At 71.1% G+C, this 17614-nt stretch carries 11 protein-coding genes; 10 read left to right on the top strand and 1 reads right to left on the bottom strand.

Translation table 11 applies throughout. The features are described 5' to 3' along the window. Nucleotides 1-5 precede the first annotated feature (5 nt). The 10 genes from IE99_RS33485 to IE99_RS0121225 all read left to right on the top strand — a co-directional run bounded on the left by IE99_RS33485 (nt 6) and on the right by IE99_RS0121225 (nt 17066). Complete coding sequence (locus IE99_RS33485) at nt 6-9899, top strand: ADP-ribosyltransferase (protein ID WP_037559850.1); 9894 nt, start codon at nt 6-8, stop codon at nt 9897-9899. A gap of 46 nt (nt 9900-9945) precedes the next feature. Beyond that, complete coding sequence (locus IE99_RS30565) at nt 9946-10770, top strand: hypothetical protein (RefSeq protein ID WP_051712950.1); 825 nt, start codon at nt 9946-9948, stop codon at nt 10768-10770. 32 nt (nt 10771-10802) lie between these two features. Next, complete coding sequence (locus IE99_RS32045; protein ID WP_051712948.1) at nt 10803-11600, top strand: hypothetical protein; 798 nt, start codon at nt 10803-10805, stop codon at nt 11598-11600. 38 nt (nt 11601-11638) lie between these two features. Next, entirely contained in the window at nt 11639-12460 is an 822-nt protein-coding gene (locus IE99_RS30555) for a glycohydrolase toxin TNT-related protein (RefSeq protein WP_169744462.1), read from the top strand. Further along, a complete protein-coding gene (locus tag IE99_RS0121250) occupies nt 12457-13806 on the top strand; it encodes a glycohydrolase toxin TNT-related protein (RefSeq protein WP_030173586.1) in 1350 nt (449 codons plus the stop codon). The genes IE99_RS30555 and IE99_RS0121250 overlap by 4 nt, the downstream gene beginning before the upstream one ends. Before the next feature lie 99 nt (nt 13807-13905). Continuing rightward, nucleotides 13906-14286 carry a hypothetical protein gene (locus tag IE99_RS0121245; protein WP_051712943.1) on the top strand — a complete coding sequence of 127 codons (381 nt, stop codon included), beginning with the start codon at nt 13906-13908 and terminating at the stop codon, nt 14284-14286. Beyond that, the gene (locus tag IE99_RS0121240) at nt 14283-14744 is read left to right on the top strand and encodes a hypothetical protein (protein ID WP_051712941.1); all 462 of its coding nucleotides are present in this window, start codon (nt 14283-14285) and stop codon (nt 14742-14744) included. Before IE99_RS0121245 ends, IE99_RS0121240 begins: the two co-directional genes overlap by 4 nt. A gap of 185 nt (nt 14745-14929) precedes the next feature. After that, nucleotides 14930-16024, top strand: a complete 1095-nt coding sequence (locus IE99_RS30550; RefSeq protein ID WP_157610425.1) for a hypothetical protein — start codon at nt 14930-14932, stop codon at nt 16022-16024. Between the two features lie 135 nt (nt 16025-16159). Next, the gene (locus tag IE99_RS0121230) at nt 16160-16576 is read left to right on the top strand and encodes a YbaB/EbfC family nucleoid-associated protein (RefSeq protein ID WP_030173574.1); all 417 of its coding nucleotides are present in this window, start codon (nt 16160-16162) and stop codon (nt 16574-16576) included. A gap of 1 nt (nt 16577) precedes the next feature. Beyond that, nucleotides 16578-17066, top strand: a complete 489-nt coding sequence (locus tag IE99_RS0121225) for a hypothetical protein (RefSeq protein ID WP_030173570.1) — start codon at nt 16578-16580, stop codon at nt 17064-17066. On the opposite strand, the gene IE99_RS0121220 is transcribed toward IE99_RS0121225, so the two are convergent. Next, the gene (locus IE99_RS0121220) at nt 17067-17612 is read right to left on the bottom strand and encodes a hypothetical protein (RefSeq protein WP_030173567.1); all 546 of its coding nucleotides are present in this window, start codon (nt 17610-17612) and stop codon (nt 17067-17069) included. Nucleotides 17613-17614 lie beyond the last annotated feature (2 nt).

Genomic DNA, 17614 nt, shown 5'->3' with positions numbered 1-17614 from the left:
GACGCGTGGGCCTCGAGATTCCCGAACCGGTCCAATGGCTGTCCTGGATCATCGGCGCGGACTGGCCTGAGGGCGACGAGACGGCGATGCGCCGCTGCGCCGAGGCGTGGCGGACCTCCGGCACGGAGATCAACGAACTGATCGGGGACCTCCGGGGCACCGCGGCCGCCGTGCGCTCCACCCTGGACAGCGGCGCCGCCGAGGCGTTCGGGCAGAAATGGGACCAGTGGGTCTCCACCGATCCACAGATCCTCCCCAAACTCGTCGAATCATGTAATCAGCTCGCCGAATTACTCGACGGCGGGGCGCTGGACATCGAGTACGCGAAGTACATGTTCATCGCCCTGCTGATCATTACGGCGATCGAGATCGCCTATCTGATCGCGGCGGCGTTCGCGACGTTCGGCGCGTCCACCGCCGCCATTCCCGCGGTCGAGGTCGCGGCGCAGGTCACCGCGAGAACCATTTTCAAAGAACTGCTGGAGCGGCTGAGCCAGCGGCTGCTCGGCGCCGTTCTCCGGGGCGCGCTGGCCGGTGCCGCCGAGGGCGGCGGGCTCGACCTGCTGATCCAGGGCATCCAGGTCGCGCAGGGCAACCGCGACGGCATCGACTGGAAGAAGACCGCGATGGCGACGTTCGACGGCGCCGTCGGCGGGGCGATCTCCGGCGGCATCGGTCACGGCATGGGCAAGATCCCCGGGCTGGAGGGCGGCGCCGACACCGCGGCCGGAGCCATGTTCAAGGGCATGGCACGGGAGGGCGCGTCCGAGGCGCTGAGCGGCGTGGCCGGCACGATCGCGACGGCGGCCATCCACGGTGACCCGCTGACCTGGGACGCCATCGCGAAGGGCGCCACGTCCGGCGCGTTCGGCGGCGCCGTCGGCGGCGGCAGGGACGGCCTGAGCAACTACAACGTTCCCGGCGGCGACCCGCCCGGTCCGGGCGGCAACCCCGGTCCGGGCGGCAACCCCGACCCGTCCTCGTCACCGAACCCGTCGTCCTCACCGAACCCCTCCCCGTCCGGCGGCGAGGGCGGCGGGCCGGGCGGCGACAACGGCTCCGGCCCGAGCGGCTCCGGCCCCGGCGGCTCCGGCCCCGGCGGGTCCGGTCCCGGCAACTCGGGCAACTCCGGCGGTCCCGGTCCCAGCGGTTCCGGCGGCGGAGGGGATCCCTCCGGTGGCGGCGACGGCGGTTCACGATCCGGCGGCAACTCCGGCGGAGGAGGGAACTCCGGCTCCGGCGGCAACTCCGGCGGAGGAGGCGGCTCCGACTCCGGGGGCGGTTCCGGCTCGAACACCGCGAGCCACTCGGGCGGAGGAGGCGGCGGCTCCAACACCGGAGGCGGCGGCCCCGGTGGCGGTCCGAGCCACAGCGGCGGCGGCGGAGGCGGCGACTCGTCCGGCGGGGGCAACCGCATCGCCACGCTCCTTGGCGACACCGGTGGCGGGAACAGTGCCGGCGGCGGATCGTCCCTCGCGTCCACGGGCGGCGGCAACGCGCCCGGCGGCGGTCTCGGCGGCAACCCGTCGTCGTTCGGCGGCGGTTCTTCCACCGGCGCGTCCGGCGCCGGTCCCCTGGGCGGTGCCCCCGCACCCGGCGGCGGCCCGGCCCCGGCCGGTGGGGCCGCCCCCGTCGGCGGACCCGCACCGATGGGCGGGCCGGCACCCGGCGGCACCGTCCCGTCCGGCGGCACCGTCCCGTCCGGCGGCCCCCCGGCGCCGGGCGGCGGCACGCCTCCACCTTCATCGTCTTCGGCCACGCCGCCGTCGAGCGGCAACCCGTCGCCGGGAGGCGTTTCCGGGACGCGCGGCGGCTCGACCCCCTCCGGCGACCCCTCGCCGGACGGCGGCACGCCGTCCCACGGCGCGGGCCCTCCCGCACCGGGCAGCACCGCCCCCACACCCGAGAGCGGCGGCACTCCATCCGGCACCGAGACACCGGCGCCCGGCACGTCTCCACCCACCGAGACGCCCGCGCCCGGCGGCGAGACGACGGACATGGCGGCCGACCCCGATCCGCGCGGCGCCGACGGGTCCCCCGAAGCCCAGGACGCGATGGCTCCCCCCGAGCAGGGGAACGGTTCCGCAGCACCGCCCGGTTTCGTCGCGCCGATGCCGATGGGCCCGATGGGCGGTCCGGCGGGCACGGCCTCGCCGGGCGGCACGACGCCGCCCTCCGGTAACACGCCCCGGACGCACTCACCGGCCCCGGCGGCACGACCGGGCACCGACGCCCCCACGAGGTCGGACGCGCCCGCACCCTCCGCACCCGCACCGCGCCCCACCGCGGGCGACGAAGGCGGGACGCCACCGCGGCCCGCCCCGGCCGGGAACCTCGACGAGCAAGGCGTCATCCGCGGCGACGAGCCCGTCCCGCACCGGGCGGAACCACCGTCCGGCGACGCTTCCCCGGACCCGGGCACTCCCGGCGGCACCTCCCCGGACCCGGCCGGCGACGCGCCCCCGCCCGACCCGGCCCGGGACCTGGCCGACGCCGAGCAGCAGGCGCGCGACATCCTCGCCCGGTTCGGCAATGACGCGCCCACGGTCGACTTCACGTCGAACCCCATCGACCCGGCCGCCGCCCGGGAGGTCAACAACGCCCTCCAGCGGCTCGCGGCGGACTACCCGGAGACGATGCGGGGCCTGTCCCACATCGGCTCGGAGAACTTCCAGCAGTCGCTCGGGCCGGGCAACGAGGACGTCCTCGCCTACGCCACCCCCGGCGGCAACCCGCCGGGCATCTACCTGAACGACGACTCCTTCGCCGACAACGACCGGCGCGCGGAGGACGGCGCCGACGAGGAGCAGACCGGCTTCACCGTCCCCGGCGGCGGATCCACCGAGGGCGTCTTCACCCACGAGTTCGGCCACCACCTCGGCGAGCAGCTCCTGAACGACCCGCGAATGCTCGCCGACCTGAACCAGGCCGTGTCCCGGGCTCTCGGCATCCCGTACGACGCCACCCAGCCGCACGACCCGGCGACGGTGCAGCGCATCGAGAACGCCCTGTCCGGCTACGGCGCGAGCGACCCCCACGAGATGATGGCGGAGGCGTTCACCGAGTACCGCCTCGCCGACTCCCCCCGTCCGCTGGCGCAGGCCATCGGCGAGGTGATGGACCGCCACCTCGGCGCCCAGCCGTCCTCTCCCCCTGCCCCGACCGGTTCCTCGCCCCAGCCGGGGAGCAATGGGCTGCCCTCCGGGAACACCGCACCCCCCGCTCGGAGCGAGGCCCCGCCTCCTTCGGAGGAAGGCCGCGCCCCCACCCCCAGCGGCGAAGCCCGGCCGGACGGCGACCGGCCACGCCCCGACGACGGCACCCCGCGCCCCGACCAAGACCAGCCCCCAGCGGACCACGCCCCGTCCCGCCCCGCCGACGATCAACCACGCCGTCCCGAGGAGAACCAGCCCACGGACGACGCGCGATCCCGCCCCGACGACGATCAACCGTCCCCCGCGCAGGACCAGCCCACGGACGACGGCCCTCCTCGCACCGACCGGGACCAGCCCGCCGCGGACGACGGGCGTCCGCGATCCGACGACGATCGGCCGCGGCCGGACCGCGATCCCACGGGCACAGACCGAGACCAGCCGCGCACCGACCACGACCAGCCGCGGTCGGACGAGGGCAGGCCGCGCCGCGAGGAGGGCCCGCAGCCCGACCAGCGGCACACCCCCGACCGGGATGTGCCCGAGGGGCTGCCCGACCGCCTGCACGACGCGTGGCGGAACAGCACCGAGACCCCCGCGGGGCGCGCGCTCTACGGCCCCGACGAGCCGCACATGCGGAACACGGCCGGAATGGTGAACCCCGATCCGGGCGGCAGGTTCGTCCTGGACGGAAACGGCGACCGCGACGGCGTGTTCGTCGGCGACCGGCGGATGAGCGCGGCCGAGGTCGCGGACCTGGTCCGCAACGACCCGAACTGGAACGGCCGCCCCCTGCTGCTGCTGTCCAACAATGCCGGGGACGGGGATTTCGCAAGCGAACTCGCACAGCGGCTCGGCGTCCCCGTCACAGCGCCCACAGGGCCGGTCGACCTCACCGCGAACGGCACGCCCGAATCGTCGGGCTGGACGACCGTCGAGCCTGGCGGCACCGATCCCGTCCGGCGGTTCGGCACCGACGATGAGGGCCAGCGGTACGGGGACGAGAATCTCGGCGACGTGTTCCGCAACCTCCCGCCGCATCTGCGGAACGCGCTGTACCAGTACACGGTTCAGTCGTTCCCGAACTCGTGGCTGCGGCCGGGCAACGACCTCGGCGCGTGGCTGAACGGCATGCAGGCGGAGGCCGACCGGGCCGCGCAGTTGATCCACATGAATTACGGCCGCGGCATGCCGACGCCGGAACTCCTGGAGCAGTGGGCAGCCCACCCCGGTCTCTCCCCGGATCAGCGGGCCCTCATCGATCACGTGCGGTCCTCCCCCAACCCCGAGGACCGCCTCAACCAGCTAGCGAGCAACCAGGGATACTGGAATTTCCTGCACGGATACTTCGGCGAAACTCCGACCGTGGACGCGTTCAACCGGCGCATCGCCGAGTTGGATCAGGCGCTGAACCAGCCCTTGCCGGAACCGGTGCAGACCGAACGGGGCCTCCACGACGTCAGTTTCATGACGGCCCGCGACGGTGTACCGCTCGGTTCACGAAACCCCGAAATGCTGATCGGCTCGATCCAGGCCGAGCCGGCGTTCATGTCGACCTCACTCGGACGGGAACCCGCGGTCGTTGACGGCAACCCGTTCGGCTACCGCATCCACCTAGACCTGCCGGACGGTTCTCGCGGGGTCTGGATGGGTGGCGCGAGCCATTACCCGGATCAGCGCGAGCTGGTCCTGCCGCGCGGTACTCGTTATCAGATCACACATGTGGAGACGGGCGCCGAGGACGCCAACGGTCGGCCGATCATTGAGATCCGCGCGACGGTCATCCCGCCCGGCGCCCCGGACCCGGATCCCGTGAGCACGTCCCGCCCGGCTCCGCGACAGTGGGGCCCGCCACCGCCGCTGGCCTCCGCATCCGGCTCCGACCCGTCGGCCGCCCCGCCGGAAGGCGGCGGACCGCGTCCGGATCCGGGGCGGACGCCGACCGGCGACGGGGCGGCACCGCGCGCCGATGGCACGCCCCGGCCCGGCGAGGGCGAGCGCCGGTTCCGGCGTGGAACGACGAGCGACGCGAACCCGGATCCGGGGGACGCCGAGCCGCGGCACCGGACCGATCCCCCGGTCGGCCGAGGGCTTCCGCATCAGCAGGCCGAGTGGACGCCTCCGTCCTACACGCGCGAAGAGGGCATCGATCTCGCGCCCGGCGAGCGGCTGGTCGATCAGGGCCCGCTCGAGCCGCGCACCCGGTACACCGTCTACGACGACGACGGTTCAGGCAACAGGATCCCGCGGACCCTGGCGTACACGGACGGCGACGGCAACGTCGTCAACGTCACCAACGTCAGGCCGGAGGATCCGAGCGCCCCGGTCGTCGATCCGAACGAGAACCCCGACCTGATCCGCCCCGAACCGGGCGTCACCCACATGGTCGACCTCGGTTTCGACGAGCCGCACATCTTCACCGGTGAGCCGCACACCGGCGGCGACGAGGGCATGGCACCGTCCGCCACGCGGTTCGATCCCCCGGCGGACGCGGTCCCTGTGCGGTGGCCCGGAGCGTACGACGTCTCGACGGAGGGTCCTTTCTCTGCCAGAGGCGATCTGCCTGCCAATTCTCGGATCGAGGTCCGCGGTCCGGACGGTCGGCTGCACGGCGTCTTCTGGACGGACGGGGATCGGCGGGTCACCCACGTCCGCACCTGGTACGGCGACGCCGAGCACGGCTTCAACCCCGAACTCGGTGACACCAACCGGAACATCAAGAAATGGAGTGTTCCGCGTCCGAACACCCATTATCTTGTCGAACCCCACGGCCGTTTCCAGACGACCGACCCGGCAGCGCCGCTCGACCCGCCGGACGCCGCGCGCACCGGTGACTTCGGCGGCAGCGGCGTCGCCCCAGGCACGTTCCTCTTCCACACCGACGCGCGGGGACAGTCCGACAGCGCCAGCGGACGACCCGACTACGACACGCCCCACGGCGACGACGAGCAGCGGAACGAGAACGTCCAGCGGAAGGTCGGCAGGCTGGGCAAGGGGGCCAGAGAGTACCCGGGCGGCGGCTTCGACGGTGGCCACATCTTCCCGCACGAGGCCAGAGGCCCCGGGGAACGGATCAACTACTTCCCGCAGTGGAGTCCCACGAACCGCGGGAACCACGGTGCGGACGTCACGCCGCAGACGGGATGGCGGCACTCGTTCGAGAGCCTTCTCGAGCAGCGGCACAGCAACAATCCCGACGTCACGATCGAGCGAATCGACTTCTTCCCCGAGCCGAACGATCCGAGGATCACGCCGGAGGTCGTCCACACCCGCTGGACGGAGACCGATCACTCTCAGGATCCTCCGGTGACCACCACGCACTACCGGAGCTACCACAACCTCGATCCCTCCCAGCGAAACGGCGGCGGTACACCTTCTCCCGGTACTCCGCCGGCCGGTGGCGCCGGGGGCGCGGGCAGCGGGCCGCCGCCCTCACCGAACCCGCCGGGTGGCAGCACGCCCGCGCCGGCGCAGCCGAGCAGCGGGACACCCGGCCCCGCCCCCGGACAGCCGGGCGGTGACGGCACGACGAACCGGCCGATCGCCACGGACGGCGGAACCGAGCCTTCCTCCCGGGCCTCCACCGACGTCCCGGATCAGCCGCGATTCCGGAGGAGCGACCGGTCCTCCGAGCCCGGTGACGGCCAGACCGGTGACGGTCAGACCGGTGACGGTCAGACCGGTGACGGTCAGACCGGTGACGGTCAGACCGGTGACGGTCAGACCGGTGGCGCGGACGCACGGCCGTCCTCGGCCGACCCCTCGGGCACACCCGAGCGGGGTGAGAACAACACGCGCGGCGAGCGCACTCCGCGACCGGACGCCCCGGCTCACTACGGCTGGTATCCGGATCAGTCCCAGGGCGCGCCGACCGGATCAGCCACCCCGCCTTCGCCCGCACCCGGCCCCATGGACGCGGAACGTCCGCAGCCCGGGGACCGATCGCTTCCGGAGGATGCGGCGGGCACCGGCACTCGGCTTCAGGACGCCTCCGTCCCGCCCGTAGGCCACGCCGTCCCGAGAACGGCCGAGGGTGAAGGCGCAGCGCCACGGACGGCCGACCCGGAGCTCATGCGGCGGATCCATGAGAACGAGCAGATCCGGCAGGTCGTGGACGCCGCACGCCAAACGATCGTCGACGACAAGGGCAATCGCCTCGGCGATCTGCTGGACGACGACCTGCGGAACCGGCTCCCCGGCCACCCCGCGCTCGCCCGCATCGTCGACGGGGCCGGCCCGCCGCCGCTCACGCCCGTCGAGGACTCCCTCCGGCACTCGCTGCTGGCACGACCGAGAACCCTGCACAGCCTGCTGACACAGCCCGAGGCCGTCCGCATCCTGGAGGACTCGGTCCGGGAGGTGAACGAACGGGGCGCCGAAGCGATCCTGGACGAGGGGAGGGTCGAGCCCACGCCCACCCCGCTCGAGGACTGGCAGATCAGGATCAGCGATCGGGTGATCGGTGAGGTCGGCTCCTCGAAGGCTCCCCGGCAGCTCGGCTTCGACAACGAGGCGTATGAGGCGGAGGTCCGGCGCGCTGCCGGGCAGCCGCTCTCCAAGGACAACGAGTTCGTCAACCGGTACCTCGACGGACTCTACGACTCGGCCGCGGAGGGCACCGACACTCTCCACCGGATCCTGCACGAGCTGGCGAACGATCCCGGCGACGCCAGGATGCGCCCCGGTCCGAAGGACCGTGTCCGCGCCCTCGACAAGATCATCAACGACTATCGCGGAAACCCCTCCGAACTCAACGACCTGCTCGGCGGGAAGGTCCAGTTCGACAGTGTCGGCGACCTGTACCGCGCCCTGAACCGCGTACGCGAGGTCACCCAGCGGTACGGCGTAGAGGTCGTGGCGATCAAGGACCGGCTGCGCAGCCCGCAGCCCAGCGGCTATCGCGACATCCGGATGGCGGTCCGGACGCCGAACGGCCACATCGGAGAACTGCGGCTCCATCTGCGATCCTTCGACGCGGTGGCCGACTACGAGCACTCGCTGTACGAGGTCTCCCGCGACCTGCCGAACGTCGCCGAGGACCGGGCCGCGAACGGGGAGCGTGACGAGGCGCTGACCGACGAGGAGAACGCGGTCCGTGAAACGATCAACAGGCGGCTCAACGAGCGGTTCAGCGCGGCTCTGAACGAGTCCTTGCCGCCTCATCTGCGTTCCGGACCCGGCGACGACGGTGGATCAAGCACTCACGGGGACGGAGCCCGCGATGTCGGCCCGCCTCGGGCCGAGCAACCGGCAGGTGAGGGCCACGAGTCTCCTGCACGACAGGATCCGGAGGTTCCGGCCGGCCTGCCCGAGCATCTGCACGACGTTCTCCGCGACAGCGACGCCACCCCGGCGGGCCGCTCGTTCCACGATCCGGCCGATCCCGCGATGCGGGATCTCGCGCGGCGCGTTCCGGTGGACCACCGGCGGTTCGTCGTGGACGGCCACGGAGATGCCGAGGGCCTGCGGCTGCCGAACGGACGCCGCCTCGACCCCGACGACCTGGCGCATTTGATCCGCAACGATCCGAACTGGAACGGGCGCGAGGTCTTGCTGCTGTCCTGCGGGACGGGCGATGCGGACTTCGCCGCGCGGCTCGCGCAACGGCTCGGCGTGCCAGTGATCGCGCCGAGTGGATTGGCCTGGTCCGACACCGACGGCAACGTGTTCGCCTCGGCCGGTCGTCCCGATCCGGATGGACGGCTTCGCCCTGACTGGCCACCGAACGGTTCATGGCGGTCCTTCAACCCGGACGGTACGACCACCACGGCGGGGAGCAACGGCTACGCCCCGGGTCACGACGGCCGGCGCGCTGCGGATCCGGCGCAGCGTCCGGACGAGGCGGAGGCGCGGGGCCTGCGCGACTGGTTCCGGCGAGAAGGCCATGTCGATGCGGACGGGTACCGGCGGTTCGACACCGACGAGCAGGGAGGGCGATACGGCGAGAACCGCCTGGCGCACGTCTACCGGAACCTGCCGCCAGAGCTGCAGAACGCCTTGCACTGGTACACGGTGCAGTCGATGCCGAACCCGCATCTGCGCCCCGGAGCCGACGTCAACGGGTATCTGACCCGTCTGTACACGGAGCAGAACTACGTCCAGCACCTCGCCCACCTCAACGGTGGCGTGATGCCCTCGCATCGCGATGAGCTGCTGGCCATCTGGAACCGGCCCGACCTCACCGATTACCAGCGCCAAATCCTTCAGCATGTGCTCACGCAGACTGACCCTGAGGGCCGTCTGCAGGAGCTGTGGCAGAGCCACGGGCTGCGCGAGTTCCTTCGCGGGTATCTTGGCGCGGATCCCACTCCGGATGCCTTCTGGCGGCGGATCAGCGAACTCGATCAGGCGTTGCACCAGCCGCTCCCCGAACCCGTCCAGGCGATCCGCGGATTGCACGAAGTGACGTTCATGCTCGGCCCCGACGGTGCGCCGCTGGGCGGACGGCATCCCCTGCTGCTCCTCGGTACCGTGCAGACGGAACCGGGGTACATGTCGACGTCTCTCGGCTCCGGGACGACGGAGGTCGACGGACAGGGCTTCGACTACCGCCTGCGTCTCGCGCTTCCCGCCGGATCCCTCGGAGTCTGGATGGGCACCAGCAGCGCGTACCCTGACCAGCGGGAACTCGTCCTCCCCCGCGGCACCAGGTATTACATCAAGAGCGTCACCCAGACCGGATGGAATGGGCGCGAACCGGTCTTCGACATCGAGGCGGTGGTCATACCGCCGGGAACGGCACCCTAGGGGCGACCATGGAAAGAGTTGCAGAGAAGGAAGGAATCCGCATCTCATGACCAGCGGCTTTCCGGACCTGCCGCAGGCCCCGCCGATACCGGGTGGTCCGCGGCCGCCGAGGGGGACGTACGAGCGCTTCACACGGCAGGCGGTGCTGTATCTGCCGGTCGTGGGGCGTGGCGAGCTGCTCGGTTACCTGTGGGTGGCCGAATCCAACGCCAAGGCCGCCGGATTCCTCCTCCGCCTGGCCACGCGGAGCGCGGGCATGGAGGCGTCCCGGACGTGGGGGGCCCGGCTGGAGGAGGCGTTCGCCCAGGGCCTTCCGGCACGGGACGCGGTCGGACGCTGGGTCGGCGCTCCGGAGGATCCGGTCGCGGGCGCCGTGCCGGTGGGTGCCCGTGCGGAGCGGGCGACGAGTCTCGACGCGTTGCACGAGCTGGCGAATCCGGGAACCCCCCGGACGGCCGGGCCGCTGGTGCAGGACGGGTTGTATCCCGACGGCACGCCCGCGGACCGCGCACAGGGATGGGGGCCGCTGGTGAGCGTGCGTCCACCGTCGTACGCCGTGGAGACGGCGGGGCCGGTGACGTTCTATCCGGTGACGCGTGACGGTGCGGTGTTGGGTTTCTTGTGGGCATCGGTGGCGGGCGAGGCGGCGTCCTATCTGGCGCGCCCGGCGGCGGGCCGGGACGGTGAGGTCGCGGCCGGACTGTGGCTGGCGCGTCTGGCGCACGCGTTCGGCGCGGGCGTCCCGGCGGTCGAGGCGGTGCGGAGGCTGCGCGGGACCGAGGAGGATTCCCTGGCCGGGGGCATCGCCGCGGACGCGGCGGAGCAGACGATGGCCGATCTGAGCGAACTGGCCCGTCTCGCGGGCGAGTGACGCCGCGGGTTGGACGATCAAGGGGAAGTTCGATGAAGCTGGTGCCGCGTCGGTACCCGGAGTACTACACCTACGACGAGAAGCCCGTCGTCCTGCTCGAGCCGCCGGACGGCGGTCTCATCGCCCTGGCGGTGAATCCGTGGCGCGGGGATTTCGAGCGGGCGATGCGGTACACCGCGGATCTGCTGTTCAACCGGGACGCCGACATCGAGGAGCTGTCGTTCGAGGAGTTCGTCACGGCGGTGGAGCTGTACCGGGCCCGGTGCAACCTGGGCGAAGGGCCGGTCGCTGCGATCTATGAAACGATCCGCGGATTGATAGCGGCGGCCGAGGACCAGGACCGCTGGGAGTTGAACGCCGAGGAGAAGGCGCTGGTCCGGGAGCTGAGCAAGCGGACCAACCCGCTCTTCGACGCCGCTCTGCGCGAGCAGGGATTGACCCCGACCCCGCCTCCGGTGCCGGTCATGCGGATGGCGCGGATCTTCGATTCCATGGACCCCGTCCCGGCCGTGGACCGTCCCGCCGTCCGGGACGACGAGCGGGAACCGTTGCTGCGGTACCTCGAAGGGGCACCGATCGTGCTGGCCGCCCGTGGATACGGCATCGACGTCCTCGACCGCGACCGCCCTGCGGCGGTGCCCATGACGTATCACACCGACGGCAGATGGGTCTGGCCCGGCGCGATCGCCTATTACCTGCGCAACCACGACGTCCCGCCCCAGCCCGGCCTGGTCGAGCGCGCCCGGGCGGCCGGTTTTCAGGTGCCGGACGTGGACGAGGACGCCCGCCGGGCGGCCGTCGACGGCATCAACCGATCCGACACTCTTTGACCATGGCGGCACCGCAATCAGAGCGCGATCTCGTCGCAATGCTCCTTCCCCATAGCCCTGTCCTGTTCGATCGGGCCCGGCGGATCCTGCGCGATCTGGCCCGGGACGCCGTCGACCGGTTCCAGGTGGGCGCCCTGCGGGACGGCTGCTGGACGGTCACGCATGGCGAGAGCGGCTGGCGAGCCGTTCACGTCCTGGACGGCGTCGCCGTCGAGGCGTCCACGCATAGCACGGCCCGGGAGGCGACCGCCCGTGCCGTCGGTGACGTGCTGGCCGACGCCGGCACCGGCGTGAACAGCACGGTTCTGCAGGCCGCCGGTCTGATCGTCGGCAAGGCCGGGGTGTGGGAGTTCACCGATGCGGGGGAGCGGCCGGGTGCCGAGACGACGGACGCGCCCCGCTCAAGCAAGACCCTCCACATCTCTTTGGACGATGTCGCCGGCCGCCGCGGATACCTGGTCTGCCCGATGCGTCCCACCTCTGGAGCGGGCCGGTTCGTCAGCGTCCGCGAAGTGTGGTCGATGGCGGTGTTCAACGAGCTTCCGGAAGGCCCCGGAGAGCCCGGCGAGACCCTCCCCGAGGGGAAGGTGCTGGACGGCTACGGTGGGCCCGACCAGGTGTTCCTTTTCGAGCCGGGGACCCCGTTCCACCGGCAGGGGCTGCCGGGCGACCCCACGCGCCACCACCCGCAGCACCGCTACCGGGTCCGAGCACCGCTGACGGTGTTTCCGTCCTTCCCCTTCGCGACCGACACCATCTCGGTCGAGAACACCGCCGGCCAGGGCCGTGGCTACTACCTGGTCGACACGGTCGCCGCCCTTTTGACGGAGGGAATCCTGGCCGAGGTGCCCGGGCCATGACGACCGACACCGAAGCCGCCCTGCTCGCCCGGCTCATCGCCGAGATCACCGGCCTCCTGCCTCCGACGTGGGAAAGCGCCAAGCTCGTCTACCGCGCGGTGGGCGACAACGAGTTCATCCAGCTGGCGGGCGTCGAAGAAGGCGGCGGTCGTCCTGGCGGCATCAAAGCGGCCGAACTGCGCCTGCCCCACTCTCCGATACCCGACCTGCTGCGGCGGCACCGCGAGATCACCGCCGATCCCGATGAAGGCGCCTGGTCGGTGCTCACCTACCAGCTGCGGAACAGCGACGGCGAAACGGATTGGTCGGTGTCCGCCGGATCCGCCGCCGAGTGCATCCGGACCGAGGACGTCACCCCGGCCGACTGCGCCACCGAACTCCAGCGCTTCCCCCGCCCCGAGGAGAGGCTTCCCGCATGGATGCGCGAGCTGCTGCACCTGCACCGCGCCGCCCAGGACCACACGCCCGTCCCGCAGGCGGAAGGCGATCTTGTGGCGCTGCTCCCCGCCGGGACTGAACGGCTGTTCGTCCAGGCCCGCGCGAAACTCGCCGACCTCGTCCCCGGCGCGGGCCGTCTCGGCATCGGTGAACCCGCCCGCGACGGCTGGAGCGTCACCCATGCCGAGGGCGTCTGGTTCGTCCTCGCCCCCGGCGGGTCCATCCAGCCGCACGCGGAGGCCCGCCGCGCCGTCGCGCACGCGATGGCCGGCATCATGGCGGACGCCGACATGGAGATCAACAGCGCCGTCCTCACCCTCGCGGGGATCCTCACCCGACAGCGCAGGCCGCGTAAGAACCAGCAGGCGTGGATGCTCCACGACATCGGCCGCGAGCTGGCGTCCCGCACCGCCGGATCGCCCCGGCCTCGCAACTCGCCCCCTTGTATCGCCTTGGACCCGCTTCACAACCGTCCGGGTGGGTACTTCATCTGCTTCCCTGAACCCGCACCGCAAAAAGGCTCCTTCGTCACCGTCCACGACCTCTACGTCATGGTCGCCGACAAGGTCCTACCCAAGCCTTCTCCCAGCCCAAAGCCCATCTCCACGCCTCCCACGGCAGTCCTTCCTGTCGGCACGGTGGTCGACACCTACGGCGATCCAGCCGACCCCTTCGTCTTCGACATCGAAACGCCCTTCCTATTGCGCGGCCTGTGGGGCACGCCCAGCGACCACGCCTACCACCGGTACCGTGTCGAGAAGCCCATCCAGGCCCGCACCGGCCTGTTCGAGCCCGGACCACTCGGAGCCGACCCGCCCCCGCCGAACACCGGCATGGGGTACCACCTTCCCGACTCCATCACCGCCCTCCTCGACTCCGGGCACCTGGTGGAGGTTTCCGATGACTGAACTCACGCAACGGAAGGGACGCCCATGACAGACGGTCCAGGGCGCGGACCGCTGCCCTATGACGCACAGCGTCACGACGAACTCGTCAAAGGCGTCGCGATGCTGCTCGCCAAGGCCGCGCCGGCCGAATGGAAACGCATCGACATGAAGGCCGTCATGTCCGTGGGCGTCTCCGACATCGCCCTCACGGTCGTCCTCCGGGACGGTTCGTCACCGCCCATGGAAATGCCCCGCGATGTGATCGGCATGGTCGGCGAACTGCGGTCCATCATGTACCGGCCAGGGGCGGGCACCTGGCTGAGCATGCGCCTGATGATGGATCCTCCCGGCACCTACTACACCAGTTTCAACTACCAATATGATCCGCTCTGGAAACCAGATCTCACCGCCAGTGAATGGGCCCAGGATCTGGCCGCGTTCCCCCGTGAGGACGCGCATGTCCCGGAATGGCTGCGGGGCAGGCTGCAGGAGGCACGGTGAGTGAACGGCTGAGTCCAGAACAGCAGAACGCACTCCTCGAAGACATCACGCTGGTGCTCGTCCACACGCTGCCGGCGGCATGGCAGGAGTCCGTGATCGTTCACCGTGCCGTGGGCTCGCACAGCGAGACGCTCGGTCAGGTCCGCAAGATCTCCGGGCCGGGTCTGCCCAGCCTGTGGACACCACCGCCGGCCGTCGCCGAACTTTTCGCACGCCTCCGCTCCGGTATGCACGAGGAGGGCCTGGGTACCTGGTTCTCCGCGAAGTTCCGGCTTACCTTCCCCTTCACGTACCAAATCGAATACAACCGCGCGGACGAGCCGACCTGGGCGGCCCCTCCCCCGGCAGAGGCATATGCCGACGAGCTTCGGCTCCACCCGCGGGCCCCCGAGCACATCCCGTCGTGGCTCCAGAAACCGCACGGCCACCAGCAGGCCCGACCGCAGGAGTCGACATGACCGACGCCCAGCCGCCAAATGGCCCAAATTCGTCCGAATTTCGGCCATTTCTGCCGTCCGGGCCTGTGCCGTCCGCTCCTCCCCCGCAGGGAGGTGTACCTCGGGTGGTGCCACCCTGGGAGCAGGTGTCCGAGCCCACGACCTACGAGTCCCGGACGCGCTGGCCCATCGTTCATCTACCGGTCATGCTGAACGGCCTGCACGTGGGCTATCTGTGGGCCGGGACCGACGAGGTGTCGGCAGGATTCGTCCGCCGGAACCAGTACCTCACGGAGGCGATCAGCACCCCGTTGGTCTGGAACCGGCGCCTACGCGAGAGCTTCGCCCAGGGGCTGCCCGCGCGTGAGGCGATCCGGCAGTGGATCGGGCGCCCGGAGGACCCCGTCGGCGGCGGTGTCCCCGCGGGTGCCCGGGAAGAGGTCCTCGAGAGCAGGCGTGCCCTCGCCCGGCTCGCCAACCCGGATGAGGAAGAGTCCCCCCTGGACTCACTGGTGTACGGGGAGCTGCCGGACGGAACGCCCTTGGACCGGTCGGAGGGCTGGGGGGCACTGACCGTCGAACTGCCTCCCTTCTACGACATGACCACCGAGGGCCCGGTCCGGTATCTGCCGCTCACCGGCAGCGGCGTGACGCTGGGCTACCTATGGGCGGGTGTCACCGGCAACGCCGCTCTGTTCGAGCCCCGCGCCGACGCCGGCGCCTTTGGGGCCGACGCCCTGTCGGCCTGGATCCTGCGACTCCGCGATCTGTACGGACAGGACGTCCCCGCGTCCGAGATTCTCAACCGCTGCCGCGCCTTGCCCGCGGATCCCGCCGCGGGCACGGTGCCCCCCGGCACCGCCGTGCAGGAGGCACCGACACTGGACGACCTTCGCCGTCGTGCGGCCGTCCATGAGCAGTCCCTACCGCTGTCGCGGAGCCCGCGCCCCGAGGACGTCGAGGTCTGGACACGCCCCGGTCTGGAGCCCGGGGAGCGCGAAGCGGTGCTGCGCTATCTGCGCGATGCGCCCATCGTGCTCGACAACGATCGGCTAGTCCCGGACGAACTCGACCGGACCAGGCCCCGGGTCGTTCCGCACACGTACCACACGGACGGCACCTGGGTCTGGCAGGGCGGCGTTCCCTACCAACTGGAGCAGCGCGATATCGCGCCCGAGGATGGCCTGCTCCAGCACATCAGAAGCCGCGGCTACCAACTGCCCCCTGCGGACCCCGCCATCGTCGAACGCGGCAAGCACGCCCTCCGTATGAGACGCATCCTCGTCCCGCCTCCTTCGTAGGTCGGTGATCGATGCGCGGATAGACCGGCTTCCTCCTCTATCTCGCATGAATCCATCACGTAGGCGGCACGCGTCCATTAGCGTAGACACGTTCCGTTGCGAATAAGTGACCGAGCGTGCGGCCGGAGGGTAGTGATGGGCGATATCGATCTCGAGAAGCTGCTGGAGGAGGCCCATGAACACCTGGCGCGCGCCGAGGCGCTCGAGGGGCGGGCAGGCCACTTGACCGGCGAGGCGGAGAGCGACGACGGCCGCGTGGCCGTCACCTGGAACCGCGACGGCATGGCCGGGTTGCGGCTCGATCCCCGCGCGATGCGGATGGCCTCCGAGGAGCTCGCCACGGTCATCGTCGCCACGGCCAGGGAGGCGAGGGAGAGCTACCGGCGCCACTCCGACGATCTGCGCCGGGAGGTCTTCGGCAACGCCGGCGACCCGGCGGTCGAGCAGGACGAGGTCAAGGCGAAGGTCGCGGAGGCCCAGAAGCTGTTCGACGAGACCTTGCGGGACGCGACCGCGATGCTCGGCGACATGCGCAAGGTCTTCGGGCGCTGACATGCTGTTCTCGACCGGTGAACTGCTCTATGCGAACGGAACGTTCGCGAACTGGGCGGGCGAGGTGCTCGCCGAGATGCGCCATCCGCGAGGCACATGGCGGACCCTCTTCCTCACAACGGATGATCGTGTGCGGCTGGTGCGTCCCGATGGCGACCTCGTCCTGCGCACGGTGCTGCCGGACGGCTCGACGGTCCGTCGCGTCCCTGTCGAGGACGCCTTGGAGGACCCCTGCGGAACCGTCCGGCGGCACCGCCGCGGCTACACGGTCGAGGACTCCTCGGGCGCGCCCACCGGAACCATCGCCGTCGACGGGAACACCTACGTCATGAGCGACGCGCAGCAGCAGGCGATGGGTTCCGGCACCGAGCGCCCCGACGCGTGGCAGATCGAACTGAGCCCGCGGATCTCCGACACCGGCGCACGACTGTTCCTCGCCTTCGTCATGGCCATGGACGAGGCCCTCCATCACCCCGGAGACTTCGGCTGATCAGCCGGGACGGCCGAGACGCGGCCGCTCGTTCCGCCACTCGGCGATGCCGTGCTTTTCGATGAAGGCGCGGATCTCCTGTACGCGACGCAGCGAAAACCCTCCCCGCACCGCGCCGTCCGGATTCACGGGGCCCAGGTCGACGAGCCCGAGCACGATGGTGCCGGGCACCCGGTCCTTGCGGTACTTCCAGTAGCCGGGCGCCTCCGGCAGCAGCTCCGTGTCGCACCAGACGACCAGTTCGGTGACGACCCCTTCGCTGTTCAGCCCGACGGCCTTGATCGCGGCGGCGGGGATGAGGTCCTGCTTTCCCTTCGCCGTGCGAACGAATCCGTCGACGGTCAGAAAGGAGCGCAAGTACCATTCGGGATGCTTGAGGCCGACAACGGTGACCACGGTCAGCATGAACAGGAGGACCGCCGCCGCGAACAAGGCGATCGAGGCGCCGCCGCCGACGAGGATTCCGACGACGACGCAGGCCACCGTCCCGCCGCCGAAGGCGAGGGCCGTGCGCACTCCCCCGCCGCCATCGTCGATGACGATCACTG

The sequence above is a fragment of the Spirillospora albida genome (assembly GCF_000718255.1).
GTDB classification, from domain to species: Bacteria; Actinomycetota; Actinomycetes; order Streptosporangiales; family Streptosporangiaceae; genus Spirillospora; species Spirillospora albida.
Note: the sequence above shows the minus strand (reverse complement) of the source record. Positions and strands in the feature narration are given on the sequence as shown.